A 25,838-nucleotide genomic window follows, 5' to 3' on the forward strand; every position below is an offset into this window, starting at 1 on the left:
TCAAGGGGGGTTTTCGGCAAGTCTTGCAATGCGTCGTTGAGCGGTGAAGCAAAACAGGTCGCTCTGCCGTGATGCAAAGCGCCAATTGTTGCTCAACGAACTGACGAGCTCACGTTGTTCCGGTACTCACGGGCGGTGGGTGGTGCCGTTGGGCCGGCCGGGCTCGGCAGCGAGTGTCCGAGCAGGATACGACGCACGCAGATGATGTGTGTGCCGCTCTGGGCAAGGTGAGTACGCCGAACGAGTGAGCAACGGGTGAGAGACCGGTGTGGGCGATCGTCTCCGTGTCGGTGCGTGCGCGGAGCGTGGCCGGAAGCCATCCCCCCGCGGCGCTGATACGCTGGTAGCCCGTGGACCGGTGGGCCCCTTCCCGACAGGGAACCCCCGAACCGCAGCGACGGCACCCCGGAGATTTCCGGCAGGCAGCCGCACCGCACCCCCAGACCGCGACCACGGGAGCCCCGTCTTGGCCATGCCGCCCGCCGCTTTTCGTAACTCGACGACCAAGCACATCTTCGTCACCGGGGGTGTCGCCTCCTCGCTCGGCAAGGGCCTGACGGCCTCCAGCCTCGGCATGCTGCTCAAGGCCCGCGGTCTGCGCGTCGTGATGCAGAAGCTCGACCCGTACCTCAACGTCGACCCCGGCACGATGAACCCCTTCCAGCACGGTGAGGTGTTCGTCACCAACGACGGCGCCGAGACCGACCTGGACATCGGCCACTACGAGCGCTTCCTCGACCGCGACCTCGACGGCTCCGCGAACGTCACCACCGGCCAGGTGTACTCCACCGTGATCGCCAAGGAGCGGCGCGGCGAGTACCTGGGCGACACCGTGCAGGTCATCCCGCACATCACCAACGAGATCAAGCACCGCATCCGCCGCATGGCGACGGACGAGGTCGACGTCGTGATCACCGAGGTCGGCGGCACGGTCGGCGACATCGAGTCGCTGCCGTTCCTGGAGACCGTCCGCCAGGTCCGGCACGAGGTCGGCCGTGACAACGTCTTCGTCGTCCACATCTCGCTCCTGCCGTACATCGGCCCCTCGGGTGAGCTGAAGACGAAGCCCACCCAGCACTCGGTTGCGGCCCTGCGCAACATCGGTATCCAGCCGGACGCGATCGTGCTGCGCTGCGACCGCGAGGTGCCCACCGCGATCAAGCGGAAGATCTCGCTGATGTGCGACGTCGACGAGGCCGCCGTCGTGGCCTGCCCCGACGCCCGCTCGATCTACGACATCCCGAAGACCGTGCACGGCGAGGGCCTGGACGCCTACGTGGTCCGCAAGCTCGACCTGCCGTTCCGGGACGTCGACTGGACGACCTGGGACGACCTGCTCGACCGCGTCCACAACCCCGACCACGAGATCACCCTCGCACTGGTCGGCAAGTACATCGACCTGCCCGACGCCTACCTGTCGGTCACCGAGGCGCTGCGCGCCGGCGGCTTCGCCAACCGCGCCCGCGTGAAGATCAAGTGGGTCACCTCCGACGACTGCAAGACCCCGGCCGGTGCCGCGGCGCAGCTCGGCGACGTCGACGGCATCTGCATCCCCGGCGGCTTCGGCGACCGCGGTGTGCTCGGCAAGGTCGGCGCGATCAAGTACGCGCGCGAGAACAAGATCCCGCTGCTCGGCCTCTGCCTCGGCCTGCAGTGCATCGTGATCGAGGCGGCGCGCAACCTCGCGGACATCTCCGACGCCAACTCCACCGAGTTCGACCCGGCGACCGCCCACCCGGTCATCTCCACGATGGCCGAGCAGCTCGACATCGTCGCCGGTGAGGGCGACATGGGCGGCACCATGCGGCTCGGCATGTACCCGGCGAAGCTGGCCGAGGGTTCGATCGTGCGCGAGGTGTACGACGGCAAGGAGTACGTCGAGGAGCGCCACCGGCACCGCTACGAGGTGAACAACGCCTACCGCGCCGAGCTGGAGAAGAGGGCGGGCATCCTGTTCTCCGGCACCTCGCCGGACGGCAAGCTCGTCGAGTACGTCGAGTACCCGCGCGACGTCCACCCGTACCTGGTCGCCACCCAGGCGCACCCGGAGCTGCGCTCGCGCCCGACGCGTCCGCACCCGCTGTTCGCCGGGCTCGTCAAGGCCGCGGTCGAGCGGAAGACTTCGAAGTAACACACCAGTTGTACGGTGGCCGGGGTGCATCCCTTCAAAGGGTGTGCACCCCGGTTTCTTTTCGGCAGGTCGCGCAGGGCGCGTGGAAGGACAGGCATGACGATCAAGGACACTCCCGAGGAGTGGGAAGTCCGGGCGACGAACACCCCCTTCGTGGGCAACAAGACCTCCGTGCGCACCGACGACGTGGTCATGCCCGACGGCACCGTGGTCGGCCGTGACTACCAGGTCCACCCCGGCTCCGTGGCCGTCCTCGCCCTCGACGAGGCCGACCGCGTCCTGGTCCTGCGCCAGTACCGCCACCCCGTGCGCCACAAGCTGTGGGAGATCCCGGCCGGACTGCTCGACGTCCCCGGCGAGAACCCGCTGCACGCCGCGCAGCGCGAGCTGTACGAGGAGGCGCACGTCAAGGCCGAGGACTGGCGGGTGCTGACCGACGTGTACACCACCCCCGGCGGCTGTGACGAGGCCGTGCGGATCTTCCTCGCGCGTGATCTGTCCGAGGCGGAGGGGGAGCGCTTCGCGGTCGAGGAGGAAGAGGCCGACATGGAGCTGGACCGGGTGCCGGTCGAGGACCTCGTCCGGGGTGTCCTGGCGGGGGAGCTGCACAACAACTGCCTCGTCGTCGGCGTGCTGTCGCTGGTGGCCGCGCGGGCCGGGGACGGCCTTGACGCGCTGCGCCCGGCGCAGGCGCCGTGGCCGGCTCGTCCGTTCGAGGCGTAGCGCTCCGCTGGAGATGCCGGGAAGGTCGTCGGTCGGGTGCGGCTTTCGCCGTGGCTGGTCGCGCAGTTCCCCGCGCCCCTTTTGAGGCGCGATCCTGACGCTGTCAGTCCTACGATCTGCTGATCCGATCAGGCGATGCCTCCGCCGCGCTCCACCCGGAACGTTGCAGAGCGTGAACTAGGCTCTGGGACACGCCCGAACCGGAGTCCCGGCGGGCTTGCGTGTGCGGTGGGACGGGAGTGTGGCCCGTGACGGATCAGGTCGTGGAGACAGGCGACGTGCGGCTGACCGGACGCGCTGCCGGGGAGAACCGGTTCCTGGGCCGCACACGGGAGTTGAAGGAACTGCGCGCCGATATCGAGCGCGCCGGACTGGACACCCTGGCGGGCCGCAAACCGCCACGCGCCCGTGTCCTGCTCATCGCCGGCCGCCCCGGCTCGGGCCGCACCGCACTCGCGGAGGAACTCGTACGGCAGGTCGCGGACCGTTACCCGGACGGCGTGCTGCGCGCCCGCCTGACCGATCTCGACGGCACCCCCGTCCCCGTCGAGCGCGCCGCCCGCGACCTGCTCACCGCCCTGGACGAGCAGGCCCCGGCCGGCGCTAGCGAGGACGACCTCAGCGACGCCCTGCGCGCCGCCCTCGCCGACCGCCGGGCCCTGCTCCTGCTGGACGACGCGGCCGACGCCGAGCAGGTCGACGCCCTGCTGCCCGACGCCCCGGACTGCCTGGTCGTCGCGGTCTCCGAGGGCCCGCTGACCGGTATCTCGGATGTCCGCCCCTGCACGCTGGGCGGCCTGGACGCCAAGTCCGGGGTGGAGCTGCTGTCCCGGCACACCGGCTCGGTCCGCATCACCGTCGACCCCCGGGCCGCCGAGGGCCTCGCCGAGGAGTGCCAGGGGCAGCCGGCCGCGCTGATGCTGGCCGGCGGCTGGCTCGCCGCCCGCCCCAAGGCGGCCGTCTCCGACCTCGCCAAGCAGCTGCGCGCCGAGGAGCCCGAGGGGACCGCCCTGACCCGGGTCTTCCGCCTCGCCTACGCCGCGCTGCCCGCCACCGCCGCCCGGATGCTGCGCCTGCTCGCCCTCGCCCCGGCCGGACTGGTCGACCCGCAGGTCGCCTCCGCGCTCGTCGGCTGCTCGGTCGGCACCGCCCGCACCACCCTCGACGACCTGGTCGCCCTCGGCTTCCTGCACGCCGTGGACTCGCCGCTGCCGCAGTACGAGGTGCCCGGCTGCCTGCACCCCCTGCTCCGCGCCCTCGCCAGGCACCACGAGCGCCCGGCCGAGCTCCAGCTGGCCCGCGCCCGCATGCTGGAGCGGACCGTACGGCTGCTCCAGGCGTGCCGCGCGATCACCGAGACCGACAGCCCCCAGGCGCGTCAGAAACTCCTCGACATGCCGCGCGCCCTGCGCTTCCCCACCCCCCGGGCGGCGGCCGACTGGCTGCGCCTGACCCGGCCCGCCCTGCTGGCCGCGGCCCGGCTCGCCGTCGCCGACGGGGAGCTGGACACCCTGGCCCGGCGGCTGATGTCCCAGCTGGTGCGGGCGATGGTGGCCCACATCGGCACCCAGGCGGCGGCGCCCGACCTGTACGGCATCCACAGCCTGGTCCTCGACATCGCCGAGCGCCGCGACCTGCCCCGGGAGCGGGCCGCCGCCCTGCTGAACCTGGGCGACCTCGACGCTCGCACCGGCCGCACGGCCGACGCCCTGGCGCGCTACCGGGCCGCGCTGGACGCCGGACGCGAGGTGAACGACCCGTATGCGACCGGCCGCGCGATGGAATCCGTAGGGGGCGCGCACCTGGAGCTCGGCGACTTCGACCGGGCCGCCGACTGGTTCGGCCGGGCCCTGACCGAGCGGCTGGCCCGGGGCGAGCGCGCCGACGCCGCCCGGCTGTACGGGCGGATCGCCGCCGCCCACACCTACGCGGGCCGCTACGGCGAGGCCCTGCGGAACTGGCGCTCGGCGATCGCCGGGCACCGCCGTTGCGGCGACGTGGCCGCGCAGGCGCGGGCGTTGAGCGAGCTGGCGCGGGTCCAGGAGTACGCGGGCCGGCCCGAGGAGTCGCTGCGCACCTGCCGGGAGGCCGTGGAGTGGGCGCGGCGGGCCGAGGACACGCGGTTGCAGGCGGCGCTGCACCTGCGGGTCGCCGACACCCTCGAGCACCTCGGGGACCCCGCGTCGGCCGGGCTGCACCGGGGCGCCGCCGAGCGGCTCCTCGGCGACTCAAACCTTCAAAGTGAACCCGACGCCTGCGAAATCCGTGCCGCATCCGCTGAAGATTGATGCAATGAAAGGCTAGACAGCGGGAACACCTTCATTAGACTGGCTCTGCCGCACGTTCTCCTGCGGTCTCTCCCGGTGTGCCCGTACGTGCCCGGGTATGTCTAAGAAATACCCCCATACCCTCTGAGCCAAGGACCGTGATCGACGTGAAGGTCGGCATTCCCCGCGAGGTCAAGAACAACGAGTTCCGGGTGGCCATCACCCCCGCCGGTGTGCACGAGCTGGTGCGCCACGGCCACCAGGTCGTCGTCGAGCGCGGCGCCGGCGTCGGCTCCTCGATCACGGACGAGGAGTACGTCGCCGCCGGTGCGCGGATCCTGGACACCGCCGACGAGGTGTGGGCCACGGCCGACCTGCTGCTGAAGGTCAAGGAGCCCATCGCCGAGGAGTACCACCGCCTCCGCAAGGACCAGACGCTCTTCACCTACCTGCACCTGGCCGCCTCCAAGGAGTGCACGGACGCCCTGCTGGAGTCCGGCACCACGGCCATCGCCTACGAGACCGTCGAGCTGCCCAGCCGCGCGCTGCCGCTGCTCGCCCCGATGTCCGAGGTCGCGGGCCGGCTGGCCCCGCAGGTCGGCGCCTACCACCTGATGCGCGCCAACGGCGGCCGGGGCGTGCTCCCCGGCGGTGTCCCTGGTGTGCCGGCCGGCCGGGCGGTGGTCATCGGTGGCGGTGTCTCCGGCTGGCAGGCGGCGCAGATCGCCATCGGCCTGGGCTTCCACGTGACCCTGCTCGACAAGGACGTGAACAAGCTCCGCGAGGCGGACAAGATCTTCGGCACGAAGATCCAGACCGTCGTCTCCAACGCCCTGGAGCTGGAGAAGGCCTGCCTGGAGGCCGACCTGGTCATCGGTGCCGTCCTGGTCCCCGGCGCCAAGGCCCCGAAGCTGGTCACCAACGAGCTCGTCTCCCGGATGAAGCCGGGAAGTGTCCTTGTCGACATCGCGATCGACCAGGGCGGCTGCTTCGAGGACTCCCGTCCGACCACCCACGCCGAGCCGACCTTCCAGGTCCACAACTCGGTCTTCTACTGCGTCGCCAACATGCCCGGCGCGGTCCCCAACACCTCCACCTACGCGCTGACCAACGCCACGCTGCCGTACATCGTGGAACTGGCCGACCACGGCTGGGCGGGCGCGCTGCGCCGCGACCCGGCGCTGGCCAAGGGGCTCAACACCCATGACGGCAAGGTCGTTTACCGCGAGGTCGCCGAGGCGCACGGGGTGGAGCACGTGGAGCTGTCCTCGCTGCTCGGCTGAGCCGCCCGCCCGGCCCCGGCAAGCCGGTAAGTCGGCTAAGTCACCCACCGGCAAAGGCGATACTCCCCCCATCGCGGCTTCGCTCGATCGGAGGGACCCCCGCCACAGGCCGTCAACGCCGCGCAACCGGCCGGACCTTGCCCGACAAGGTCCGGCCGGATGTGTGTATGGTCACTTCGCGATTCTCGAGCAACTCGCCTCGAACGTAACCCTTCAACCGATTCGCACACCGGTGAAACCTGCCGTGCGACGGCCGTACGCCCTTGACAGCGGGATGTTTCATTGCCGACACATCGGGCCGGGTCCGGCGGATTGTGTTGCTGCGGACGCCCGACACGCCATAGAGTCGCCAACCGTCGGCATGGTGCCACGCTGACCTGTCTAGAAGTTTCCTGGTCACCAAGGAGGTAAGACGACTTGTGAATGAGTCGACATTTACTCCCGGGGGTGGTCAACCAGGAATGCCTGCACGGGGCCAGGGCTCCGCGGGGTTCGAGGCTGTCGGCTCCGTCGCTGTGCGCACCTTCGCAGCCCACCAGAGTCAGCAGGCGACTCACACAGCACACCAGAAGATGGATGGCCATCACGTGAACGCCATGGCCGGCGACGGAAGTGGCGCGCCCCACAACCACTTCGCCGACTACGACGAACTGCCCGAGGGGCACTTCTACGACCCCGACGCGGAGTACGAGCCCGACCCCGAGTACGCGGCCACTCTCGCGCCCGACGCGGCCAGACAGCGCCGGGAGCGCATCGGTCCGACCGGGCGCCCGCTGCCGTACTTCCCGATCCCGGGCCCGCTGACCGACCACGGACCCGCGAAGATCATCGCGATGTGCAACCAGAAGGGCGGCGTCGGCAAGACCACGTCGACCATCAACCTGGGTGCCGCGCTCGCGGAGTACGGACGCCGTGTCCTGCTCGTGGACTTCGACCCGCAGGGCGCGCTGTCGGTCGGACTCGGCGTCAACCCGATGGAGCTCGACCTCACCGTCTACAACCTGCTCATGGAGCGGGGGATGGCGGCCGACGAGGTGCTGCTGAAGACGGCGGTCCCCAACATGGACCTGCTGCCCAGCAACATCGACCTGTCGGCGGCCGAGGTCCAGCTCGTCTCCGAGGTCGCCCGCGAGTCGACGCTGCAGCGCGCCCTGAAGCCGCTGCTGGACGACTACGACTTCATCGTCATCGACTGCCAGCCCTCGCTCGGCCTGCTCACGGTCAACGCCCTGACGGCCGCGCACAAGGTGATCGTGCCGCTGGAGTGCGAGTTCTTCGCCCTCCGAGGCGTGGCCCTGCTGACGGAGACCATCGAGAAGGTCCAGGAGCGGCTCAACCCCGACCTGGAGCTCGACGGGATCCTCGCCACGATGTACGACTCGCGCACGGTGCACAGCCGTGAGGTGCTCGCGCGTGTCGTCGAGGCGTTCGACGACCACGTCTACCACACGGTCATCGGGCGCACGGTCCGCTTCCCGGAGACCACCGTCGCCGGTGAGCCGATCACCACGTACGCCTCCAACTCCGTCGGTGCCGCCGCCTATCGCCAGCTCGCCAGGGAGGTGCTCGCCCGGTGTCACGCCGAGTGAGTCTGCCGGGGGCCGACGAACTCTTCCGTACGACAGGGGGGATGGGACTGCAGTCGTCCACGCCCAGGCGTCCGGCCAACGGCGACGCCCGGGTGCCCGCTCCGGCGGGGGAGGGCGACGCGGCGGCGGCAGCGGGCGCGGAGGACGCGCCGCAGTCGGTTCCGGCGCAGGGCGGTGACGGCGAGGGCGCGGAGCATGTCGCGGCCGACGCGGAGCCGGCCGAGGCCGGGGAGTCCCGCAGTCGTTCCGCGGCCGCCGAGCGTTCCGGCGCCGGGCGTCGGCAGGCGGCGCAGGAAGGTTCTGCCGCCGCTGCCGCCGCGGCGGCACCGCGCAAGCGCGGGCGGGCGGCCACGCGCCGTCCCAGCGGCCGTGAGCGGCACGACGAGAAGATCACGGTGTACGTGTCGGCCGAGGAGCTCATGGACCTGGAGCACGCCCGTCTCGTGCTCCGCGGCGAGCACGGCCTGGCCGTCGACCGCGGCCGCATCGTCCGCGAGGCGGTCGCCGTGGTCCTGGCCGACCTGGAGACCCGCGGGGACGCCAGCATCCTCGTACGACGACTGCGCGGGCGGTAGCGGTAGCCTGCGGGGGCCATGACCTCGAACGCTTCCCCACCTCCCCCCGGCGGCCCGGCCGGCCGCCGGCGTGCGCTGGGGAGGGGGCCGGGGGCTCCGCGGCCGGCCGAGCCTGCGGCTGACGTCGAGCCGACGGACGTGGTCGGGCCCGGTGCGCTGCCCGCAGGCAGTGCCGACTCCGGCGGACCGCCCGAGGAGACGGGCGCTGCCGAGCCCGGCGTGGAATCCGCGGGCGCCGGCGACTCCGGCGTGGGGTCCGCGGAGGCGGTGGCCGCACCTGCCCGGCCCGAGTACGCGGCCGAACCGGCCCGGGCTGAGTTCGCGCCCGGCGGTGCCGGGACGGGCCGTGAGGGCGTTTCCCCGGAGGCGGAACGCGCGTCCGGGCAGCCGGGGCGCGAAGCCGCTCGTACGGCAGCGGGACATGAGGATCCCACTCCCGGGTCCGTCGCCACGGCCGGGACCGCCGACCCGGCCGCCGAGCCCGTCGGGACGGAGGAAAGGCGCGAGACGCCCGGTTCCGACCCCGTGGCCGTTGGTGCCGGGCCGGAAGCCGAGGGTGTACCTTCCCCGGCCGGGGTCGAAGCCGGAGGGACGGGGGGCCCGGGAGGCACCACTCAGGTGCCGGCCGACGCCGACGACGGGGTCTTCAAGGTCCGGCTCGCCAACTTCGAAGGGCCCTTCGACCTGCTGCTCCAGCTGATCTCGAAGCACAAGCTGGACGTCACCGAGGTCGCGCTGTCCAAGGTGACCGACGAGTTCATGGCGCACATCCGGGCCATGGGGCCGGACTGGGACCTGGACGAGACGACCGAGTTCCTCGTCGTCGCGGCCACCCTGCTCGATCTGAAGGCGGCCCGGCTGCTGCCCGCCGCCGAGGTGGAGGACGAGGCCGACCTCGCGCTGCTCGAAGCCCGGGACCTGCTGTTCGCGCGGCTGCTCCAGTACCGCGCGTACAAGCAGATCGCCGACATCTTCAGCGGCCGGCTCGACGACGAGGCCCGGCGCTACCCCCGTACCGTCGGCCTCGAACCGCACCACGCCGAGCTGCTGCCCGAGGTCGTCATCAGCATCGGGGCGGAAGGGTTCGCCAAGCTCGCCGTGAAGGCGATGCAGCCCAGGCCCAAGCCGCAGGTGTACGTCGACCACATCCACGCCCCCCTGGTCAGCGTCCAGGAGCAGGCGCAGATCGTCGTCGCCCGGCTCAGGGAGCTGGGCGAGGCCAGCTTCCGGGCGCTGGTGGAGGACACCGACGACACCCTGACCGTCGTGGCCCGCTTCCTCGCCCTGCTGGAGCTGTACCGCGAGAAGGCCGTGGCGCTGGAGCAGGAGGCCGCGCTCGGGGAGCTGCTCGTGCGGTGGACCGGCGGGGACGGGGACGAGACCCCGACCGTCACCGACGAGTTCGACCGGCCGCCCGAGCCGCCGAAGGAGGAGAAGAAGGCGTGAGCCAGGAAACCACCGAGGTCCCGGCCGGGCTGCGCGACGTCGCCGGTCTCGACCTCAAGCCCGCTCTCGAAGCCGTCCTCATGGTCGTCGACGAGCCCGCGACCGAGGAGCACCTCGCGAAGATACTGGAGCGGCCGAAGCGGCAGATCGCGGACGCCCTGCGCGAACTGGCCGACGAGTACACCCTCCAGGGCCGCGGTTTCGAACTGCGGTTCGTCGCGAACGGCTGGCGGTTCTACACCCGCGCCGCCTACGCGCCCGCCGTCGAGCGCTTCGTGCTGGACGGCCAGCAGGCCCGCCTCACCCAGGCCGCCCTGGAGACCCTGGCCGTCGTCGCCTACCGCCAGCCGGTCAGCCGCAGCCGCGTCTCGGCCGTGCGCGGAGTGAACTGCGACGGCGTCATGCGGACCCTCCTCCAGCGCGGTCTGATAGAGGAGGCGGGCACGGAACCCGAAACAGGTGCGATCCTGTACAGGACGACGAACTACTTCCTGGAGCGGATGGGCCTGCGCGGTCTGGACGAGCTCCCGGAGCTCGCGCCCTTCCTCCCTGAGGCGGAGGCGATCGAGGCCGAGACCCAGGAGGGCGTACCGTCGTTCGACCCGGACGCGCCCGACGACGACGCGCCGGGCCGCCCGGTGAGCCCGGGGACCGACGACGAAGACGACCAGACGGAACTTTGATGCGAAGCAGCGGCAGCGGCAAGAGCGGCGGGCGCGGTAACCACCGCGGCGCCGGCAACAACAGGGACCAGAAGCAGGGGCAGGGCCGCCCCCGCAAGCCCCGCCCCGAGGAGCGCCGCTACGACGTGGGCCCCGGGGCGACCAAGGACGGCCCCAAGGCCGGGCGCGGAGGAGCCGCCCGGGGCGGCGCCAAGGGCGGGCCCAAGCAGCCCCAGAAGCAGGGCCGTACGGCCCCGGCGCGCCCCCGTGAGTACGAGGCACAGATCGAGGAGCGCAACCGCGACCGGTACGCCGGCAAGAAGGAGGTCAAGCTCCCCAAGACCTTCCCCGGCGCCGAGCAGGAGGGCGAGCGGATTCAGAAGGTCCTCGCCCGCGCGGGCTTCGGCTCCCGGCGCGCGTGCGAGGAGCTGATCGAGGAGGCCCGGGTCGAGGTCAACGGCGAGATCGTCCTGGAGCAGGGGCGGCGCGTCGACCCGGAGAAGGACGAGATCAAGGTCGACGGACTGACCGTCGCCACGCAGAGCTACCAGTTCTTCGCGCTGAACAAGCCCGCCGGTGTCGTCTCGACGATGGAGGACCCGGAGGGCCGGCAGTGCCTCGGGGACTACGTCACCAACCGCGAGACCCGGCTCTTCCACGTCGGCCGGCTCGACACCGAGACCGAGGGCGTCATCCTGCTCACCAACCACGGCGAGCTGGCCCACCGGCTGACCCACCCGAAGTACGGCGTGAAGAAGACCTACCTCGCGCACATCGTCGGCCCCATCCCGCGCGACCTGGGCAAGCAGCTCAAGGACGGCATCCAGCTGGAGGACGGCTACGCGCGCGCGGACCACTTCCGGGTCGTCCAGCAGACCGGCAAGAACTACCTCGTCGAGGTCACCCTCCACGAGGGCCGCAAGCACATCGTGCGCCGGATGCTGGCGGAGGCCGGCTTCCCGGTCGACAAGCTGGTGCGGGTCGCCTTCGGCCCGATCACCCTCGGCGACCAGAAGTCGGGCTGGCTGCGCCGGCTGTCCAACACGGAGGTCGGGATGCTGATGCAGGAAGTCGACCTCTAGAACTTGTGAGTGACCTGCACCCCCTTTTATAGTCGTGGCGACTATAAAAGGGGGTGCAGGTCATGGACGGCTACGACAAGTACGCCCATGAACCCTTCGCCGTCACGGTCGACCTCGCCGTCTTCACCGTCCGGGACGGCGCCCTGCACGTGCTGCTCGTCGAGCGCGGGCAGGAACCGTACGCCGGACACCGGGCCCTGCCCGGCGGGTTCGTCCAGCCGGACGAGTCCGCGGAGACGGCCGCGCGGCGTGAACTCGCCGAGGAGACCGGCCTGTCGGACGTCTCGGGGCTGCACCTGGAGCAGCTGCGGACATACAGCGAGCCCGGCCGCGACCCCCGGATGCGGGTCGTGTCGGTCGCCTTCGCCGCGCTGCTGCCCGACGCGCCCGAGGCGCACGGCGGCAGCGACGCCGCCCGGGCCGACTGGGTGCCCTACGGCACGGCCGGGCCGCTCGCCTTCGACCACGACCGCATCCTGGCCGACGCCCACGACCGCGTCGGCGCCAAGCTCGAGTACACCTGCCTCGCCACGGCCTTCTGCCCGCCCGAGTTCACCCTCGGCGAGCTCCAGCGGGTCTACGAGACCGTGTGGGGCACCGCGCTCGACCGGCCCAACTTCCGACGCAAGGTGCTCGCCACGCCGGGCTTCGTCGAACCCGTCCCCGGTGCCGCGCGGCTGACCGGCGGCCGGGGCAAGCCCGCCGCGCTGTACCGCGCCGGCACCGCCACCACCCTCCATCCGCCTCTCCTCCGGCCGTCCCGGGAAGGACACCCCGCATGACCACGCTCGTTCACAAGCAAGCCGCCACCGGAGCACTCACGGGGCTCGCCCTCGGGGACGCGCTGGGATATCCGACCGAGTTCAACGACGTGCCGACGATCATCGCCCAGCACGGGCCGTGGCGGGAGCTGCCGCTGCCGAAGCACGCCTACGTCTCGGACGACACGCAGATGACCCTGGCGGTGGGACGGGCGGTGCGCTCGGCGATGGACCGGGGGCTGCTCACCCCGATGGTGCTGGCCCGGACCCTGCGTGAGGAGTTCGTGGACTGGTACCAGTCGCCGCAGAACAACCGCGCCCCCGGCGGGACCTGCCTCAGGGCCTGCTCGCTGCTGAAGGACGAGGCCCGGCCCTGGCAGGACGCCAGCCAGATCGGTTCCAAGGGCTGCGGTGCCAACATGCGCGTCGCGCCCCTGGGCCTGGTGCCCGGCCTGAGCGACGAACAGCGGGCGGGCGCCGCCCAGTTGCAGGCGGCGCTGACCCACGGGCATCCGACGGGCCTCGCGGCCGCCGACCTCACCGCGCACGCCGTACGCCTGCTCGCGCAGGGCACCGAGCCGGCCGCGCTGGTCGGGCTGCTCCGGTCGTACGCCCTGGAGAACCGCAGCCACTACCACGAGCGCTGGCTCGGCGACCTGTGGCGCCGCGCCCAGGATGCGAGCCCCGAGCAGTTCATCGCGCGCGGCTGGGACGAGTGCCTGGAGATCCTCGACCGCCTTCAGCACGCCGTGCGCACCGTCTCGCCCGAGACCGACCCGTGCCTGGCCACCGGCGAGGGCTGGATCGCCGAGGAGGCCCTGGCGACCGGGCTGCTGTGCTTCCTGCTCTTCCCCGAAGAGCCGGTGACGGCCCTGCGCCGCGCCGCCTGCACCGCCGGCGACTCGGACTCGATCGCCTGCCTGGCCGGGGCCTTCGCGGGCGCCCACCTGGGCGCTGAGGCCTGGCCGAGCGACTGGGCCGACCGCATCGAGTACCGGAGCGACCTGCTGACCCTCGGGGCGCTCTGGGACGCGTGACGGCTGCCGTCACAGGGCTGCTCGGCGTACCCGGACGAGGAAGTCCTCCACGCGCCGCCGGTCCGGTTCCGCCGGGAGCGGGCTGCGGCCGGCGGCCTCGTGGGCCTCCCGCTCCAGGCGGGTCATCCGGGACGCGACCTCGGACCAGGTGACCTCGCCGCGCTTCACCGCGAGCAGCGGCTCGCGGTGCTCGCCGACGTCGACCATGAGGCTGCCCGTGCGCAGCAGGTCCCGGGCGCTGATGAGCAGGCGCAGCAGGTGCATCGCGTGCTTCCAGCGGGGCATGCCGTGGGTGCGGACGTCGGCCTCCAGCTTGCGGCGCTGGCTGTGCGAGTACCGCGTGAACGTCTCGTGGACCCGCCGGGACAGGAACGCCCCCCGCAGGGCGAGAAGCTCCCGGCCGGTGTCGTCGGCGTACTCCACGAGCGGGGAGTGCAGACACTCCAGGATGTTCGGGTTGGCGCGCAGGGCCAGCTCGCAGAACCGCTCCAGCTCCCAGCTGAACTGCTCCTCGCCGGGCCCCTCGACGTGCGTCGGCGGCTTGTCGAAGCGCCAGAACAGGGGCGTGGGGGCCAGGAACACGCCCCGGCGGTCGGTGTCGCTGCCGTCCGTCGCCAGCCCGAAGGCGCGCGACCCCATCACGCAGGCGTAGATCGTGTGGTCGCGTACCAGGGTCTCGGGCTGCATGTCCGGGAGGGTACGCGGAACCCTCAGGCCAGCCGCACCGAATTTCCCTCCACGGTGATCCGCTCGGCGGGCAGCGGCCGGGTCGCCGGGCCGTTCGCCACCGAGCCGTCGGCGATGTGGAACCTGCTGCCGTGGCAGGGGCAGTTGATCGTGCCGTCCGAGACCGAGCCCACCGTGCAGCGCTGGTGGGTGCAGATCGCCGAGAACGCCTTGAACTGCCCCCGCTCCGGCTGGGTCACCACGACCTCGTCGTCCTTGAAGATCTTGCCTCCGCCGACCGGGATCTCGTCGGTGGAGGACAGCTCCTTGCCGCCCGGGGCGCCCGTCTCCGTGCCGGTGGTCCCCTGGTCGGTGGGGGTGGCCGTCGACGCGGAGCCGTTGTCGTCCCCGCCTCCGCCGCAGGCCGCGACGAGCGCCGCCGCGCCCGTGGCGCCTGTCGCGAGGAGGACCGTGCGGCGTGTCGTGCTGGGGGTCATGTCGTCACTCCGAGGATGCCGAAGACGGATAAATCGGAAATAGCTGCATCCTGGCACCGAACCCGCTCAAGGAGAAGCAACCTCGGCGTCTCACCCGGCGGGCGCCGCGCACCGGGGCCGCGCGGGCTGACTAGGCTTGACACACAGAGCGACAGGCACGTCAGCAAGGAGCAGCGCCGTGGCGGTACGAGCGGTCCGGGGAGCCGTCCAACTCGAACGGGACGAGGCCGGGCACATGGACGAGCAGGTCGGAGCCCTGCTCACGGCCATCCTGGAGCGCAACGGCCTTACCGCCGACGACCTGATCAGCATCTGGTTCACGGCCACGCCCGACCTGCACAGCGACTTCCCGGCCGCCGCCGCGCGCAAGCTCGGCATCGTCGACGTCCCGCTGATCTGCGCCCAGGAACTCGACATCGAGGGCGCCATGCCCCGCGTCGTCCGGGTCCTCGCGCACATCGAGTCCGACCGGCCCCGCGCCGACATCGCCCACGTCTACCTCGGCGCCGCGGGCGCCCTGCGCAAGGACATCGCCCAGTGAGGACCGCACTCGTCATCGGCACCGGGCTGATCGGCACGTCCGCCGCCCTCGCCCTGTCCCAGCGGGGCGTCACGGTGCACCTCGCCGACCCCGACCCCGAGCAGGCCCGTACGGCGGCCGCGCTCGGCGCCGGCACGGACGAGGCGCCGGACGGGCCCGTCGACCTGGCGATCGTCGCCGCTCCGCCCGCGCACGTGGCCGACGTGCTCGCCGACGCCATGAGCCGCGGCCTGGCGCGCGGCTACCTCGACGTCGCCAGCGTCAAGGGCGGACCGCGCCGCGAGCTGGAGGCCCGCGGCCTCGACCTCGCGGCCTACATCGGCACGCACCCCATGTCGGGCCGGGAGAAGTCCGGCCCGCTCGCCGCGACCGGCGACCTCTTCGAGGGCCGCCCCTGGGTGCTCACCCCGACCCGGGACACCGACACCGAGGTGCTCAACCTCGCCCTGGAGCTGGTCTCGCACTGCCGTGCCGTGCCGGTCGTGATGGACGCCGACGCCCACGACCGGGCCGTCGCCCTCGTCTCCCACATGCCCCACCTGGTCTCCAGCCTGGTCGCCGCGCGCCTGGAGCACGCCGAGGAGGCCGCCGTGCGGCTGTGCGGGCAGGGCATCCGGGACGTGACGCGGATCGCCGCCTCCGACCCCCGCATGTGGATCGACATCCTCTCCGCGAACCCCGGGCCGGTCGCCGACCTGCTCACGGAGGTCGCCGCCGACCTGGAGGAGACCGTGCGGGCCCTGCGCGCCCTGCAGTCCTCCGACGACCACAAGCGCCGCGAGGGCACCGGCGGGATCGAGGACGTCCTGCGGCGCGGCAACGCCGGGCAGGTCCGCGTCCCCGGCAAGCACGGGTCCGCTCCGCGCGCCTACGAGGTCGTGGCCGTGCTCATCGACGACCAGCCGGGACAGCTGGCCCGGATCTTCGCGGACGCGGGGATGGCGGGCGTCAACATCGAGGACGTGCGGATCGAGCACGCGACGGGGCAGCAGGCCGGTCTGGTGCAGCTGATGGTGGAGCCGAAGGCGGCGCCCGTGCTGTCCGCCGCGCTGCGGGAGCGGGGCTGGGCGATCCGGCAGTAGCCCGTGAGGTGCTGGGGTGCCGTCACGGACGCGCGGCCGGACGAGTGACACGAACCCAGTAACCTTGTGCGGGGCAGTCGCGCCCCCACCCCGCCAGCCCGGTCCAGGAAGGTCCCCCACTGTGGAAAGCGCCACGCCAGTGATTGTCGCCATCGACGGCCCCTCCGGCACGGGCAAGTCGAGCACCTCGAAGGCCGTGGCGGCACAGCTCGGGCTGAGCTACCTGGACACCGGCGCCCAGTACCGGGCGATCACCTGGTGGATGGTGAACAACGGCATCGACATCGACGACCCCGCCGCGATCGCCGCCGCGGCCGGCAAGCCCGAGATCGTCTCCGGCACCGACCCGCAGGCCCCCACCATCACCGTCGACGGCGTCGACGTGGCCGGCCCGATCCGCACCCAGGAGGTCACCTCCAAGGTCAGCGCGGTCAGCGCGGTGCCCGAGGTGCGGGCCCGGATCACCGAGTTGCAGCGCTCGATCGCGGCCTCCGCGGAGAACGGCATCGTGGTCGAGGGCCGGGACATCGGCACGACCGTGCTGCCGGACGCCGACCTGAAGATCTTCCTCACCGCCTCCGCGGAGGCGCGCGCCGCCCGCCGCAGCGGTGAGCTGAAGGGCGCCGACGTGCACTCCACCCGCGAGGCCCTGATCAAGCGCGACGCCGCCGACTCCAGCCGCAAGACCTCCCCGCTCGCCAAGGCGGACGACGCCGTCGAGGTGGACACCACCGAGCTCACGCTGGCCCAGGTCATCGAGTGCGTCGTCACCCTCGTCGAGGAGAAGCGGGCCGGGAAGTGAGCCTCCCTTCGGAAAAGGGCGCCGAGGTCGGGCGGCGCATCGGCGTCGGCCTGATGTACGGGCTGTGGAAGCCGCGGGTGCTCGGCGCCTGGCGGGTGCCCACCAGCGGGCCGGTGATCCTCGCGGTCAACCACTCCCACAACATCGACGGCCCGATGGTCATGGGCGTGGCGCCCCGGCCGACGCACTTCCTGATCAAGAAGGAGGCGTTCGTCGGGCCGCTGGACCCCTTCCTGCTCGGCATCGGGCAGGTGAAGGTGGACCGCGACACCACCGACCGCACGGCGATCACCCGGGCGCTGGGCGTCCTGGAGAACGGCGGCGTGCTCGGCATCTTCCCGGAGGGCACCCGGGGCGAGGGCGACTTCGCCTCGCTGCGCGCCGGGCTCGCCTACTTCGCGGTGCGCAGCGGTGCCCCGATCGTGCCGGTCGCCGTGCTGGGAAGTTCCGACCGGCCCGGACGGTTGATAAAGGCGCTGCCTCCGCTGCGCTCGCGCGTCGACGTCGTCTTCGGCGAGCCCTTCGAGGCCGGCGACGGCAGCGGCCGCCGTACGCGCACGGCGCTCGACGAGGCGACCGGGCGCATACAGAAGCAGCTGGCCGCCCACCTGGAAAACGCCAGGCGCCTCACCAGGCGCTAGGCGACACTTGAGTAGTGGATCAGCCCGGACGACAGCGGGTACTCCACCGACCACCACGATGAACGAGGTACGGACTTCATGAACGACCACATCCAGCCCGAGGGCGCGCACGAGCACGACCACGGGGCGCTCGGCGACGCCGAGTACGCGGAGTTCATGGAGCTCGCCGCGGAGGAGGGCTTCGACCTCGAGGACGTCGAGGGTGCCATCGAGGCGGCGGGCCACGGCCCGCTGCCCGTTCTCGCCGTCGTCGGCCGCCCCAATGTCGGCAAGTCGACCCTGGTGAACCGCATCATCGGCCGCCGCGAGGCGGTCGTCGAGGACAAGCCGGGTGTCACCCGCGACCGGGTGACGTACGAGGCCGAGTGGGCGGGCCGCCGCTTCAAGGTCGTCGACACCGGCGGCTGGGAGCAGGACGTCCTCGGCATCGACGCCTCCGTGGCCGCCCAGGCCGAGTACGCCATCGAGGCCGCCGACGCGGTCGTGTTCGTCGTCGACGCCAAGGTCGGCGCCACCGACACCGACGAGGCCGTCGTCCGGCTGCTGCGCAAGGCCGGCAAGCCGGTCGTGCTGTGCGCCAACAAGGTGGACGGCCCGAGCGGTGAGGCCGACGCGGCGTACCTGTGGTCGCTGGGGCTGGGGGAGCCGTACCCGGTCTCCGCGCTGCACGGCCGCGGTACGGGCGACATGCTCGACCAGGTCCTGGAGGTGCTGCCCGAGGCGCCGCGCGAGACGTTCGGCGGGGGCGGCATCGGCGGCCCGCGTCGTATCGCCCTGATCGGCCGCCCGAACGTCGGCAAGTCCTCCCTGCTGAACAAGGTGGCGGGCGAGGAGCGCGTCGTCGTCAACGAGCTGGCCGGAACCACCCGCGACCCGGTCGACGAGCTGATCGAACTCGGCGGCGTCACCTGGAAGTTCGTCGACACCGCCGGCATCCGCAAGCGCGTCCACCTCCAGCAGGGCGCCGACTACTACGCCTCGCTGCGCACGGCCGCCGCCGTCGAGAAGGCCGAGGTGGCGGTCATCCTCATCGACGCCGCCGAGTCCATCTCGGTGCAGGACCAGCGCATCGTCACCATGGCCGTCGAGGCGGGCCGCGCGATCGTCCTGGCGTTCAACAAGTGGGACACCCTCGACGAGGAGCGCCGCTACTACCTGGAGCGGGAGATCGAGACCGAGCTCGGCCAGGTGGCGTGGGCGCCCCGGGTGAACGTCTCGGCGCGCACCGGGCGGCACATGGAGAAGCTGGTCCCGGCGATCGAGACGGCCCTGGCGGGCTGGGAGACCCGGGTCCCGACGGGCCGGCTGAACGCCTTCCTCGGCGAACTGGTCGCCGCCCACCCGCACCCGGTCCGGGGCGGCAAGCAGCCGCGCATCCTGTTCGGCACCCAGGCGGGCACCAAGCCGCCGCGGTTCGTGCTGTTCGCCTCCGGCTTCATCGAGGCGGGCTACCGGCGCTTCATCGAGCGCCGCCTGCGCGAGGAGTTCGGCTTCGAGGGGACGCCGATCCACATCTCGGTGCGGGTGCGCGAGAAGCGCGGCAAGAAGAAGTAGCGAAGCAAGAAGTGGAAGGGGCGGCCCCGTCTGGGGGCCGCCCCTTCCACTGTGCGGTGCTCGCTCAGACGCCGCTGCGCCGGCCCGGCGGCAGTGCGGCGGGCACGTGGTGCATGCCCGTGCCGCCGTGCGAGCCGATCGTCCCGACACGCTGCCATTGCGGCTGCTGTCCGGCAGCGTGCCGGGCGCTCTGCGCCCCCGCGCTGTAGGCGCTGTACGAGCTGCCGTGCGAACTGCTGTACGAGCCCGTACTGTGCGGAATGTTCCCGAAGGCGGTGAAGCCCAGCTTCTCCTCGCCGCTGCGGTCGCCGGGCAGTGCGCGGAAGGACTTGACGTACTCGGCGTAGAGCGCGTCATAGATCGGCGTGGCCGATGGGCCGCCCTGGGAGTCCTGGGCCGACCGCGCGGAGGGGACCGACGAGAAGGACTGGCGGCGGGGAACGTCGTATGCGTGCACGTATGTCCAAACGACCCCGCGGGTCAAGGGATGCGGCCCCGGTTACGGCTTTCGCAGGGCTGCGGCCCACGCGGGTGACACGCGGCTCAGGTGCCGGCCAGGGGCAGCGCCGCACCGACGAGCTGTCCGTTGGCCGCCGCCTTGTCCAGCGCGTCCCGCAGCAGGTCCTCGCGCGGCTGGCGGCCGATCGAGCCGACCGGCGCGGCGAACATCAGCACCTGCTGGTGCTTGTTGGCGGCCGCCCGCCAGCCCTCGGTGACCTGCAGCGGCTGGTGCGCCTGCCACCAGGCCACCGGCTGGCCGCCGTTGCTGCCCGGCTGAAGCACCGCGTGCAGCCGGCCCACCGCCAGCAGCACCGACCAGCCGTGCAGCACCGGCGGTACGGCGGACAGCTCGGTCAGCGGCATGAAGCCCTGCTCGATCAGCAGTGGCAGGAAGTCGTCGCCGGTGCCGGTCGTGCCGGGCCGGGCGATGGGCGCGGTCGGCTCCACCACCAGGGCCGGGTGCAACTCCCCGCCGATCAGGACCAGTCCGCTGGTCACGCCGAGCACCGCCTGCTCGGGCACCACCTTGTCGGGCTCCAGGTCGACGGTGTCGCCGGTGATGGACTTCACGGCGCCCCGGAGCTGCTCCTCGGTGACCTGGACGACCTGCGAGGGCAGGCAGCCGGCGTGGGCGAAGGCGAGGACGGCGGTCTCGTCCCCGATGAACAGGACGGTACTGGTGCGCTCCTGCTCGGAGTCGCCCGGAGTGCGGCAGGACGTGCAGTCGTAACTGCCCGGGGCGGTCTCTCCGGCGAGCAGGCGGTCGGCTTCTTCGTCGCCGATCTCGGCGCGTACCTCGTCGCTGACGTCGAGCATGCGCGGCACGGGTGGCTCCCTCGGGGATGTGGTGCGGGGCGGGGCCGGGTGGCTCCCGGTCCGTGGTCCGGGCGGGTCCCGGCTCATGAAGAAGACAACGGGCGATCTGTGGCGGGAGTCACGCCCCAGAGCGAACGGAATCGAACCATCCAGCGCGCACGGTCACGTTCGGTCCGGAATCGCGCACTCAGCGTCAATTGGGCGCCGCGCAAAGGGCGTTGGGGCGGTGAACTGGGTCACAGGTCATCGGGTGGGTTGGTCGACAAATCCGGAAATCCGCGAATGAAGTGGGTGTCCGGAAATCGCCGTTACCCGAGGTATCGGTGAATTGGCCTGCTGCGACAGGCGACTGGTTGATGCCGGGCCGTCAACCTCCTTAGATTCCTCGGCCGTGTGCAGCGAGCACCGCTCGGGTACGTCCGCCGGCCGCACGGTTCTCCGGAACCGGGCACAGCACCGCACCGGTGGACGGGGCGAGCGCGACCTCCGCGTCCCATGGCGCGGGACGTGGCGTTCCGCCTTGGGGGACCCCGGGTGTTTCGAGAGGGAACCAGATGTCCGAATGTGCCGATACCACTCGCCCCAACGCCCGGAAGAACCAGGTCCGTACGACGGCGGTCCTCGCCGGGGCGGCACTGCTCGCGCCCCTCGGACTGCTGGCCGCGACCGGCAACGCCGCGGCGGCTGACAGCGGAGTGTGGGACCGCATCGCCCAGTGCGAGAGCGGCGGCAACTGGCACATCAACACCGGCAACGGCTACTACGGCGGACTCCAGTTCGCCGCCTCCACCTGGCGGGCCTACGGCGGCACCGCCTACGCGCCCACCGCCGACCGGGCGAGCAGGTCCCAGCAGATCGCCGTCGCCACCAAGGTCCAGCAGGCGCAGGGCTGGGACGCCTGGCCGACCTGCTCGGCACGCGCCGGGGCGAGCGGCGGCGCGCCCGCCACCGGCCCGGTGAGCGCCCCCGAGTCCGCGCCGGCGAAGCCCTCGACGGCGCCGGCGCGTGCGGCGGAACACCCGGACCGCGGCTCGTCCCGCGGCGACTACACCGTCCGCGAGGGCGACACCCTCAGCGGCGTCGCCGCCCGGCACGGGACCACCTGGCAGCGCCTCTACGCCGCCAACAAGGCAGCCATCGGCGACGACCCCGATGTGATCGTGCCCGGCCTGCGTCTAGAGATCTGAGCCGCTGCTCCCCCTCGCCGGGACACGGGCCCCGTCCGGTCGGTCTGATCGGGCGGGGTTCCGGCGTCCCGGGTCAGGGCGCGATCTCGCCCGCCTCCCCGGCGAACACGACGGCTCCGCGCCGCAGTTCGTACACCAGGACGGGCCGGCCGCGCAGGGCGGGCGGCAGCCGTTGCTCGGCGACCACCACGCACGCGTCCAGCCCGCCCAGCAGCTCGTAGGTGCGGGCCGCGACCGCGGGCGACATGCCCTGGGCGGGCTCGTCGACGAGCACCACGCGCGCGCGGGCCAGCAGTGCCCGGGACAGGGCGAGCATGCGCTGCTCCCCGCCGGACAGGGTGCCGGCGCGGCGCTCCAGCAGAGGCCGCAGCTGCGGGTAGGCGTCCAGGGCCGCGTCGTGGTCCGGGGCGGCGAGTGCGAGGTTCTCGCGCACGGTGAGCGAACCGAACACGGCCTGCCGCTCCGGGACCAGGCACAGTCCGCGCCGGGCCCGCTCGTACGCGGGTACGCGGGTCACGTCGGCCCCGTCCCACACCACCGCGCCGCCCGACAGGGGGACGGTGCCGGCCAGCGCGCGCAGGACCGTCGTACGGCCGGAGCCGTTGCGGCCCAGCAGCACGGTGAGACCGGGGCCGGGGGCGGCGAGGGTGACGCCGTGCAGGGCCTCCAGCGGGCCGTAGCGCACGCGCGCGTGGCGCAGGGAGACGGTGGTCATGGGCCGCCTCCCGCGCTCCGGGGTGTCCGGGAGGCCGACCGGCTGGCTCCCGGCTCCAGGGCGTTCAAGGTGCTCATCGGTCGGCCCCTGTGCCCAGGGCGTCCAACACGCGCTCGGGGGGACCGGAGGCGACGATCCGGCCCGCGGTCATCACGTGCACGACGTCGGCGAGGCCGGCCACCAGGTCCAGGTCGTGTTCGACGACGAGCAGGGCCGTGCCGTCGGCGGCCAGGGCCTTCAGGACGCGTGCCAGGGCGGCGACTTCGGCGGTGTCGAGGCCGGCGGCGGGTTCGTCGAGCAGCAGCACGCGGGGGCTGCCGGCCAGGACCCGGGCCAGTTCGACGCGGCGCAGCGTCCCCGTGGGCAGCGCGGCGGCGGGCAGTGCCCGCACGGGCCCGTCCAGCCCGAGCAGCCTGAGCGTGCGCTCCACGGCCCCCCGGTCGGTCAACCGGCCCTGCTCGGCACCGACCCGGACGTTCTCGGCCACGGACAGCGAGGGGAAGACGGCCAGTTGCTGGAAGGTCCGCGCGACCCCGAGGCGGGCGCGGGCGTGCGCGGGCAGCGCGGTGATGTCCCGCCCACCGAGCCGCACGGCCCCGCGCGCGGGCCGCAGCGTCCCGGCCAGACAGTGGAACAGGGTGCTCTTCCCGGCCCCGTTGGGGCCCACGACGGCGGTGATCCGCCCGGGGGAGAGGTCGAGGTCGACCCCGTGGAGGGCGGTGAAGCCGCCGTAGCGGGCGTGCAGGTGACGGGCGGTGAGCAGGGGAGCGGTGGGGGCGGGCGGTGTGCGGGGGACCGGGGAGGCCGGTGGGCGGCCGCCGGTGCGGGATGTCCCGGCACCCGTGGCTGTCGCCCCCACCGGCACCGGTGCCGCCCTGGCCGTCCGCGGCTCCGGGCGCAGCAGCCGGCGGGCCCGGGCCCCCACCGGTGTGAGGGCCGGTGCGCGCCGTAGCCGCAGGCGTTCCGTCGTCGTGCGCAGGGCCTCGTACGGGCCGCCGGGGAAGCGGCCCACCAGGACGGCCAGGACGCCGATCAGGGCCGCCGCGACGCCGCCGCGGGTGCCCGCGTCCAGGCCGACCAGGAGGGCCGCGGCGGCGAGGGCGCCCAGGGTGCTGTCGGCGCCCAGCACCACCACCGCGGCGAACCACAGCAGCCCGCGCACCGGGTCGTACGCGGCGGCGTCGAAGGCGCGCAGGCCCATGCCGAGCATGCCGCCGCCCAGCGCGGCGAGCGCGGCGCCCGCCACGAAGGCGCGCAGCTTGAGGGACGGCACCTGGACGCCCGCCGCCTGCGCGCCCGCCTCGTGGTCCCGCATGGCCGCCAGCGCCCGGCCCGTCCGGCCCCGGCGCAGCGCGTGCGCCGCGAGCAGGGCGACCGCCAGCAGGACCAGCTCCAGGACGTAGTACGCCCGGTCCCCGTCGAAACCGGCCGGGCGGCCCAGCGACAGGCCCGCCGTGGCGTACGGCTGGGCGAAGACGAAGCGGCTCACCCCCACGCCGATCGCGAACGTCGCCAGCGCCAGCGCCAGGCCCCGGCGGCCGATCGCCGGCCAGCCCGTCAGCAGGCCGAGCGGCGCCACCAGGACGACCGCCACCGCGAGGGCCGCCAGCTCCGGCAGGGCCGGCAGGCCCGGGAAGCGGCCGGCCGCCAGCAGCGCCGTGAACAGGGCGCCGAGCCCCGCGTAGGCCGCCTGCCCCAGCGAGATCTGGCCGCCGCGGCCGGTGACCACCACCAGGGACAGCAGGATCACGGCCAGCGCCGGCACTTGCACCGACGTGTGCAGGTCCCGGCCGGCGAGGCCCAGCGGCAGCAGGAACAGCACGCCCGCCACGATCCACGCGCCGGGCGGCGTCGGCACCCGGGCGGTCGCCGTGCGCGGCAGCGCGTCGCGGGTGCCGACCCCTGGCAGCACCAGCGCGGCGACCAGCAGCGCGACGACGAACAGGTTCGTGCCGGCCGCCTGGAGCAGCGGCTCGCCCCACCCGGACGGGTGCAGCCGCGTCAGCTGGCTCTGCGCCACCCCGATGCCCAGCGCCACCACCACCGCGACCGGCAGACTCCGCATCCGCGCGGCCACCGCGACCGCCACGACCTCCATCACGAGCAGCGGCAGCCCGTACGGGTCGAGCCGCACGTAGGGCGCCAGCAGCACGCCCGTCAGGCCCGCCGTGAACGAGCCGAACGCCCAGCCCGCCGCCGCGACCCGGTCCGCGTCGATCCCGCCCAGCACGGCCAGTTGCCGGTCGTCGACCACGGCCCGCAGCTCCCGCCCGAACCGCGTCCGGCGCACCACCGCCGCGACCCCGGCGGCCAGCACCAGCACCACCGCCAGCTGACCCCACGGCTCGTCCCGCACCAGCTCCGGCGCGTCGTCCCGCGCCCCCTGCCCCCACAGCAGCGCCGCCCCGCCCACCAGCAGCACGAACACCCCGATGGACGCCACCAGCGTCTGCGCCGGGTCCGAGCCGAGGAGCGACAGGGGCCGGAAGACGAACCGCTCCAGGACCACCCCCAGCCCTGGCGCCAGCACCAGCAGCGTCACGACCGCCCCGAGCCACAGCGGCCAGCCCCACTCGACCACGCACTGCCGCAGCGCGTACGCGCACACCATCGCGATCGCGCCGTGCGCGAAGTTGAGCACCCCGGTCGCGCGGTACGTCACGATCAGGCCGATCCCGGTCAGCGCCGCCGCGCTGCCGACGGAGAGGCCGGCGAGGGTGAGGTCGTACGTGAGCGAGGACATCAGTCGGTTTCTTCGGCCGGCTCGCAGATCGGGCAGGGGCCCAGCTCACCGCTCGCCACCAGCTTGGAATCGACCGGGACCGCCTCCGCCTTCCCCGCGACCAGCGGGCAGTCCGCGCGGTGCCACAGCGTGCCGCCCGGCACCATCCGCAGCTCGCCGCTGACCGCGAGCGGCGCGGTGGCGGCCTGCCCGGTCTCCTCCGCCTCGGCCGGCTCGGCCGCCACCAGCAGGCCGTACAGCTCCTCCACGCGCGCGGCGGCCACCGAGCCCCTCCCGTGCGCCAGCAGCACCGCCCCGGCGATGATCAGCGCGGCGCCGGGGACCGTGCAGGAGGCCAGGTAGGGCAGCTGCCGTTCGGCGTAACGCTCGCCGGAGACGCCGTACCAGCCGACGACGCACAGCACCGCGCCGGCGGCCAGCGCGGCCCAGCCGGCCCACAGGACGGGATGCACGGTCCTCAGTCGGCTTGTCCGCATCGCTGGCTCCCACACGTCGGTCGTGGCTGGGCACGCGCCTGGCTGCCTGTTCAAGTCCGCC

24 protein-coding genes are annotated in these 25,838 nt (G+C 72.9%); 17 read left to right on the forward strand and 7 right to left on the reverse strand.

Features of this window, described 5'->3' with window-relative positions; translation table 11 throughout:
- Nucleotides 1–472 precede the first annotated feature (472 nt).
- The 11 genes from ABZ386_RS21180 (at nt 473) to ABZ386_RS21230 (ending at nt 13,556) form a co-directional block, all read left to right on the forward strand.
- Complete coding sequence (locus ABZ386_RS21180) at nt 473–2,131, forward strand: CTP synthase (RefSeq protein WP_031121122.1); 1,659 nt, start codon at nt 473–475, stop codon at nt 2,129–2,131.
- Between the two features lie 96 nt (nt 2,132–2,227).
- Nucleotides 2,228–2,854: an NUDIX hydrolase gene (locus tag ABZ386_RS21185; protein WP_351342976.1), complete on the forward strand. Its 627-nt coding sequence runs from the start codon at nt 2,228–2,230 to the stop codon at nt 2,852–2,854.
- Nucleotides 2,855–3,102: 248 nt separating this feature from the next.
- Complete coding sequence (locus tag ABZ386_RS21190; RefSeq protein WP_358965534.1) at nt 3,103–5,142, forward strand: tetratricopeptide repeat protein; 2,040 nt, start codon at nt 3,103–3,105, stop codon at nt 5,140–5,142.
- A 137-nt stretch (nt 5,143–5,279) separates the two neighbouring features.
- Nucleotides 5,280–6,404, forward strand: coding sequence for an alanine dehydrogenase (ald, locus tag ABZ386_RS21195; RefSeq protein WP_351342972.1), 1,125 nt, complete (start codon nt 5,280–5,282; stop codon nt 6,402–6,404).
- A gap of 461 nt (nt 6,405–6,865) precedes the next feature.
- Nucleotides 6,866–7,993 (forward strand): ParA family protein, encoded by a 1,128-nt coding sequence (locus ABZ386_RS21200; protein ID WP_078651145.1) that lies wholly within the window; start codon nt 6,866–6,868, stop codon nt 7,991–7,993.
- Nucleotides 7,978–8,568, forward strand: coding sequence for a hypothetical protein (locus ABZ386_RS21205; RefSeq protein WP_356669573.1), 591 nt, complete (start codon nt 7,978–7,980; stop codon nt 8,566–8,568). The genes ABZ386_RS21200 and ABZ386_RS21205 overlap by 16 nt, the downstream gene beginning before the upstream one ends.
- Before the next feature lie 18 nt (nt 8,569–8,586).
- A complete protein-coding gene (locus ABZ386_RS21210; RefSeq protein ID WP_358965536.1) occupies nt 8,587–10,014 on the forward strand; it encodes a segregation/condensation protein A in 1,428 nt (475 codons plus the stop codon).
- Nucleotides 10,011–10,697 carry an SMC-Scp complex subunit ScpB gene (scpB, locus tag ABZ386_RS21215; protein WP_355722374.1) on the forward strand — a complete coding sequence of 229 codons (687 nt, stop codon included), beginning with the start codon at nt 10,011–10,013 and terminating at the stop codon, nt 10,695–10,697. The genes ABZ386_RS21210 and scpB overlap by 4 nt, the downstream gene beginning before the upstream one ends.
- Nucleotides 10,697–11,758, forward strand: coding sequence for a pseudouridine synthase (locus ABZ386_RS21220; protein WP_351342965.1), 1,062 nt, complete (start codon nt 10,697–10,699; stop codon nt 11,756–11,758). The genes scpB and ABZ386_RS21220 overlap by 1 nt, the downstream gene beginning before the upstream one ends.
- 62 nt (nt 11,759–11,820) lie before the next feature.
- Nucleotides 11,821–12,540: an NUDIX domain-containing protein gene (locus ABZ386_RS21225; protein ID WP_351342963.1), complete on the forward strand. Its 720-nt coding sequence runs from the start codon at nt 11,821–11,823 to the stop codon at nt 12,538–12,540.
- Nucleotides 12,537–13,556: an ADP-ribosylglycohydrolase family protein gene (locus tag ABZ386_RS21230; protein WP_351342961.1), complete on the forward strand. Its 1,020-nt coding sequence runs from the start codon at nt 12,537–12,539 to the stop codon at nt 13,554–13,556. Before ABZ386_RS21225 ends, ABZ386_RS21230 begins: the two co-directional genes overlap by 4 nt.
- A 9-nt stretch (nt 13,557–13,565) precedes the next feature.
- Here ABZ386_RS21230 and ABZ386_RS21235 read toward each other — a convergent pair whose 3' ends face one another.
- Nucleotides 13,566–14,243, reverse strand: a complete 678-nt coding sequence (locus ABZ386_RS21235) for a nucleotidyltransferase domain-containing protein (protein WP_358965538.1) — start codon at nt 14,241–14,243, stop codon at nt 13,566–13,568.
- A 23-nt stretch (nt 14,244–14,266) separates the two neighbouring features.
- A complete protein-coding gene (locus tag ABZ386_RS21240; RefSeq protein WP_351342957.1) occupies nt 14,267–14,719 on the reverse strand; it encodes a Rieske (2Fe-2S) protein in 453 nt (150 codons plus the stop codon).
- Nucleotides 14,720–14,897: 178 nt separating this feature from the next.
- Between ABZ386_RS21240 and aroH the strand changes: the two genes are divergently transcribed.
- The 5 genes from aroH to der all read left to right on the forward strand — a co-directional run bounded on the left by aroH (nt 14,898) and on the right by der (nt 19,339).
- Nucleotides 14,898–15,260: a chorismate mutase gene (gene aroH, locus ABZ386_RS21245; protein ID WP_114251181.1), complete on the forward strand. Its 363-nt coding sequence runs from the start codon at nt 14,898–14,900 to the stop codon at nt 15,258–15,260.
- Complete coding sequence (locus tag ABZ386_RS21250; protein ID WP_351342955.1) at nt 15,257–16,342, forward strand: prephenate dehydrogenase; 1,086 nt, start codon at nt 15,257–15,259, stop codon at nt 16,340–16,342. Before aroH ends, ABZ386_RS21250 begins: the two co-directional genes overlap by 4 nt.
- 121 nt (nt 16,343–16,463) lie before the next feature.
- Nucleotides 16,464–17,144 carry a (d)CMP kinase gene (gene cmk / locus ABZ386_RS21255; protein WP_114251179.1) on the forward strand — a complete coding sequence of 227 codons (681 nt, stop codon included), beginning with the start codon at nt 16,464–16,466 and terminating at the stop codon, nt 17,142–17,144.
- A 53-nt stretch (nt 17,145–17,197) separates the two neighbouring features.
- A complete protein-coding gene (locus ABZ386_RS21260) occupies nt 17,198–17,785 on the forward strand; it encodes a lysophospholipid acyltransferase family protein (protein ID WP_351343012.1) in 588 nt (195 codons plus the stop codon).
- A gap of 78 nt (nt 17,786–17,863) precedes the next feature.
- A complete protein-coding gene (der, locus tag ABZ386_RS21265) occupies nt 17,864–19,339 on the forward strand; it encodes a ribosome biogenesis GTPase Der (RefSeq protein ID WP_031121139.1) in 1,476 nt (491 codons plus the stop codon).
- A 64-nt stretch (nt 19,340–19,403) separates the two neighbouring features.
- On the opposite strand, the gene ABZ386_RS21270 is transcribed toward der, so the two are convergent.
- Nucleotides 19,404–19,796, reverse strand: coding sequence for a hypothetical protein (locus ABZ386_RS21270; RefSeq protein ID WP_351342952.1), 393 nt, complete (start codon nt 19,794–19,796; stop codon nt 19,404–19,406).
- Between the two features lie 86 nt (nt 19,797–19,882).
- Nucleotides 19,883–20,665, reverse strand: coding sequence for a hypothetical protein (locus tag ABZ386_RS21275; protein WP_351342950.1), 783 nt, complete (start codon nt 20,663–20,665; stop codon nt 19,883–19,885).
- Nucleotides 20,666–21,210: 545 nt separating this feature from the next.
- On the opposite strand from ABZ386_RS21275, the gene ABZ386_RS21280 reads away from it, so the two are divergent.
- The gene (locus tag ABZ386_RS21280) at nt 21,211–21,843 is read left to right on the forward strand and encodes a transglycosylase family protein (protein WP_355728380.1); all 633 of its coding nucleotides are present in this window, start codon (nt 21,211–21,213) and stop codon (nt 21,841–21,843) included.
- Nucleotides 21,844–21,916: 73 nt separating this feature from the next.
- Here the strand turns inward: ABZ386_RS21280 and ABZ386_RS21285 are convergent, their stop codons facing one another.
- The 3 genes from ABZ386_RS21285 to ABZ386_RS21295 form a co-directional block, all read right to left on the reverse strand.
- Complete coding sequence (locus ABZ386_RS21285; protein ID WP_358965540.1) at nt 21,917–22,558, reverse strand: ATP-binding cassette domain-containing protein; 642 nt, start codon at nt 22,556–22,558, stop codon at nt 21,917–21,919.
- 73 nt (nt 22,559–22,631) lie between these two features.
- Nucleotides 22,632–25,301 carry a branched-chain amino acid ABC transporter permease/ATP-binding protein gene (locus ABZ386_RS21290; protein ID WP_358965541.1) on the reverse strand — a complete coding sequence of 890 codons (2,670 nt, stop codon included), beginning with the start codon at nt 25,299–25,301 and terminating at the stop codon, nt 22,632–22,634.
- Entirely contained in the window at nt 25,301–25,777 is a 477-nt protein-coding gene (locus ABZ386_RS21295; RefSeq protein WP_351342942.1) for a hypothetical protein, read from the reverse strand. The genes ABZ386_RS21290 and ABZ386_RS21295 overlap by 1 nt, the downstream gene beginning before the upstream one ends.
- Between the last annotated feature and the right edge of the window lie 61 nt (nt 25,778–25,838).

This window comes from Streptomyces sp. NPDC006140 (assembly GCF_040628815.1).
Classification (GTDB): Bacteria; Actinomycetota; Actinomycetes; order Streptomycetales; family Streptomycetaceae; genus Streptomyces.

What these genes read in the sequence shown, in the direction of transcription:
- ABZ386_RS21180 (WP_031121122.1), top strand. Translation starts at nt 473, where the DNA reads ATGCCGCCCGCCGCTTTTCGTAACTCGACGACCAAGCACATCTTCGTC.
- ABZ386_RS21185 (WP_351342976.1), top strand. Translation starts at nt 2,228, where the DNA reads ATGACGATCAAGGACACTCCCGAGGAGTGGGAAGTCCGGGCGACGAAC.
- ABZ386_RS21200 (WP_078651145.1), top strand. Translation starts at nt 6,866, where the DNA reads ATGCCTGCACGGGGCCAGGGCTCCGCGGGGTTCGAGGCTGTCGGCTCC.
- ABZ386_RS21210 (WP_358965536.1), top strand. Translation starts at nt 8,587, where the DNA reads ATGACCTCGAACGCTTCCCCACCTCCCCCCGGCGGCCCGGCCGGCCGC.
- ABZ386_RS21220 (WP_351342965.1), top strand. Translation starts at nt 10,697, where the DNA reads ATGCGAAGCAGCGGCAGCGGCAAGAGCGGCGGGCGCGGTAACCACCGC.
- ABZ386_RS21225 (WP_351342963.1), top strand. Translation starts at nt 11,821, where the DNA reads ATGGACGGCTACGACAAGTACGCCCATGAACCCTTCGCCGTCACGGTC.
- ABZ386_RS21230 (WP_351342961.1), top strand. Translation starts at nt 12,537, where the DNA reads ATGACCACGCTCGTTCACAAGCAAGCCGCCACCGGAGCACTCACGGGG.
- ABZ386_RS21235 (WP_358965538.1), bottom strand. Translation starts at nt 14,243, where the DNA reads ATGCAGCCCGAGACCCTGGTACGCGACCACACGATCTACGCCTGCGTG.
- ABZ386_RS21240 (WP_351342957.1), bottom strand. Translation starts at nt 14,719, where the DNA reads ATGACCCCCAGCACGACACGCCGCACGGTCCTCCTCGCGACAGGCGCC.
- ABZ386_RS21260 (WP_351343012.1), top strand. Translation starts at nt 17,198, where the DNA reads ATGTACGGGCTGTGGAAGCCGCGGGTGCTCGGCGCCTGGCGGGTGCCC.
- der (WP_031121139.1), top strand. Translation starts at nt 17,864, where the DNA reads ATGAACGACCACATCCAGCCCGAGGGCGCGCACGAGCACGACCACGGG.
- ABZ386_RS21280 (WP_355728380.1), top strand. Translation starts at nt 21,211, where the DNA reads ATGTCCGAATGTGCCGATACCACTCGCCCCAACGCCCGGAAGAACCAG.
- ABZ386_RS21285 (WP_358965540.1), bottom strand. Translation starts at nt 22,558, where the DNA reads ATGACCACCGTCTCCCTGCGCCACGCGCGCGTGCGCTACGGCCCGCTG.
- ABZ386_RS21290 (WP_358965541.1), bottom strand. Translation starts at nt 25,301, where the DNA reads ATGTCCTCGCTCACGTACGACCTCACCCTCGCCGGCCTCTCCGTCGGC.
- ABZ386_RS21295 (WP_351342942.1), bottom strand. Translation starts at nt 25,777, where the DNA reads ATGCGGACAAGCCGACTGAGGACCGTGCATCCCGTCCTGTGGGCCGGC.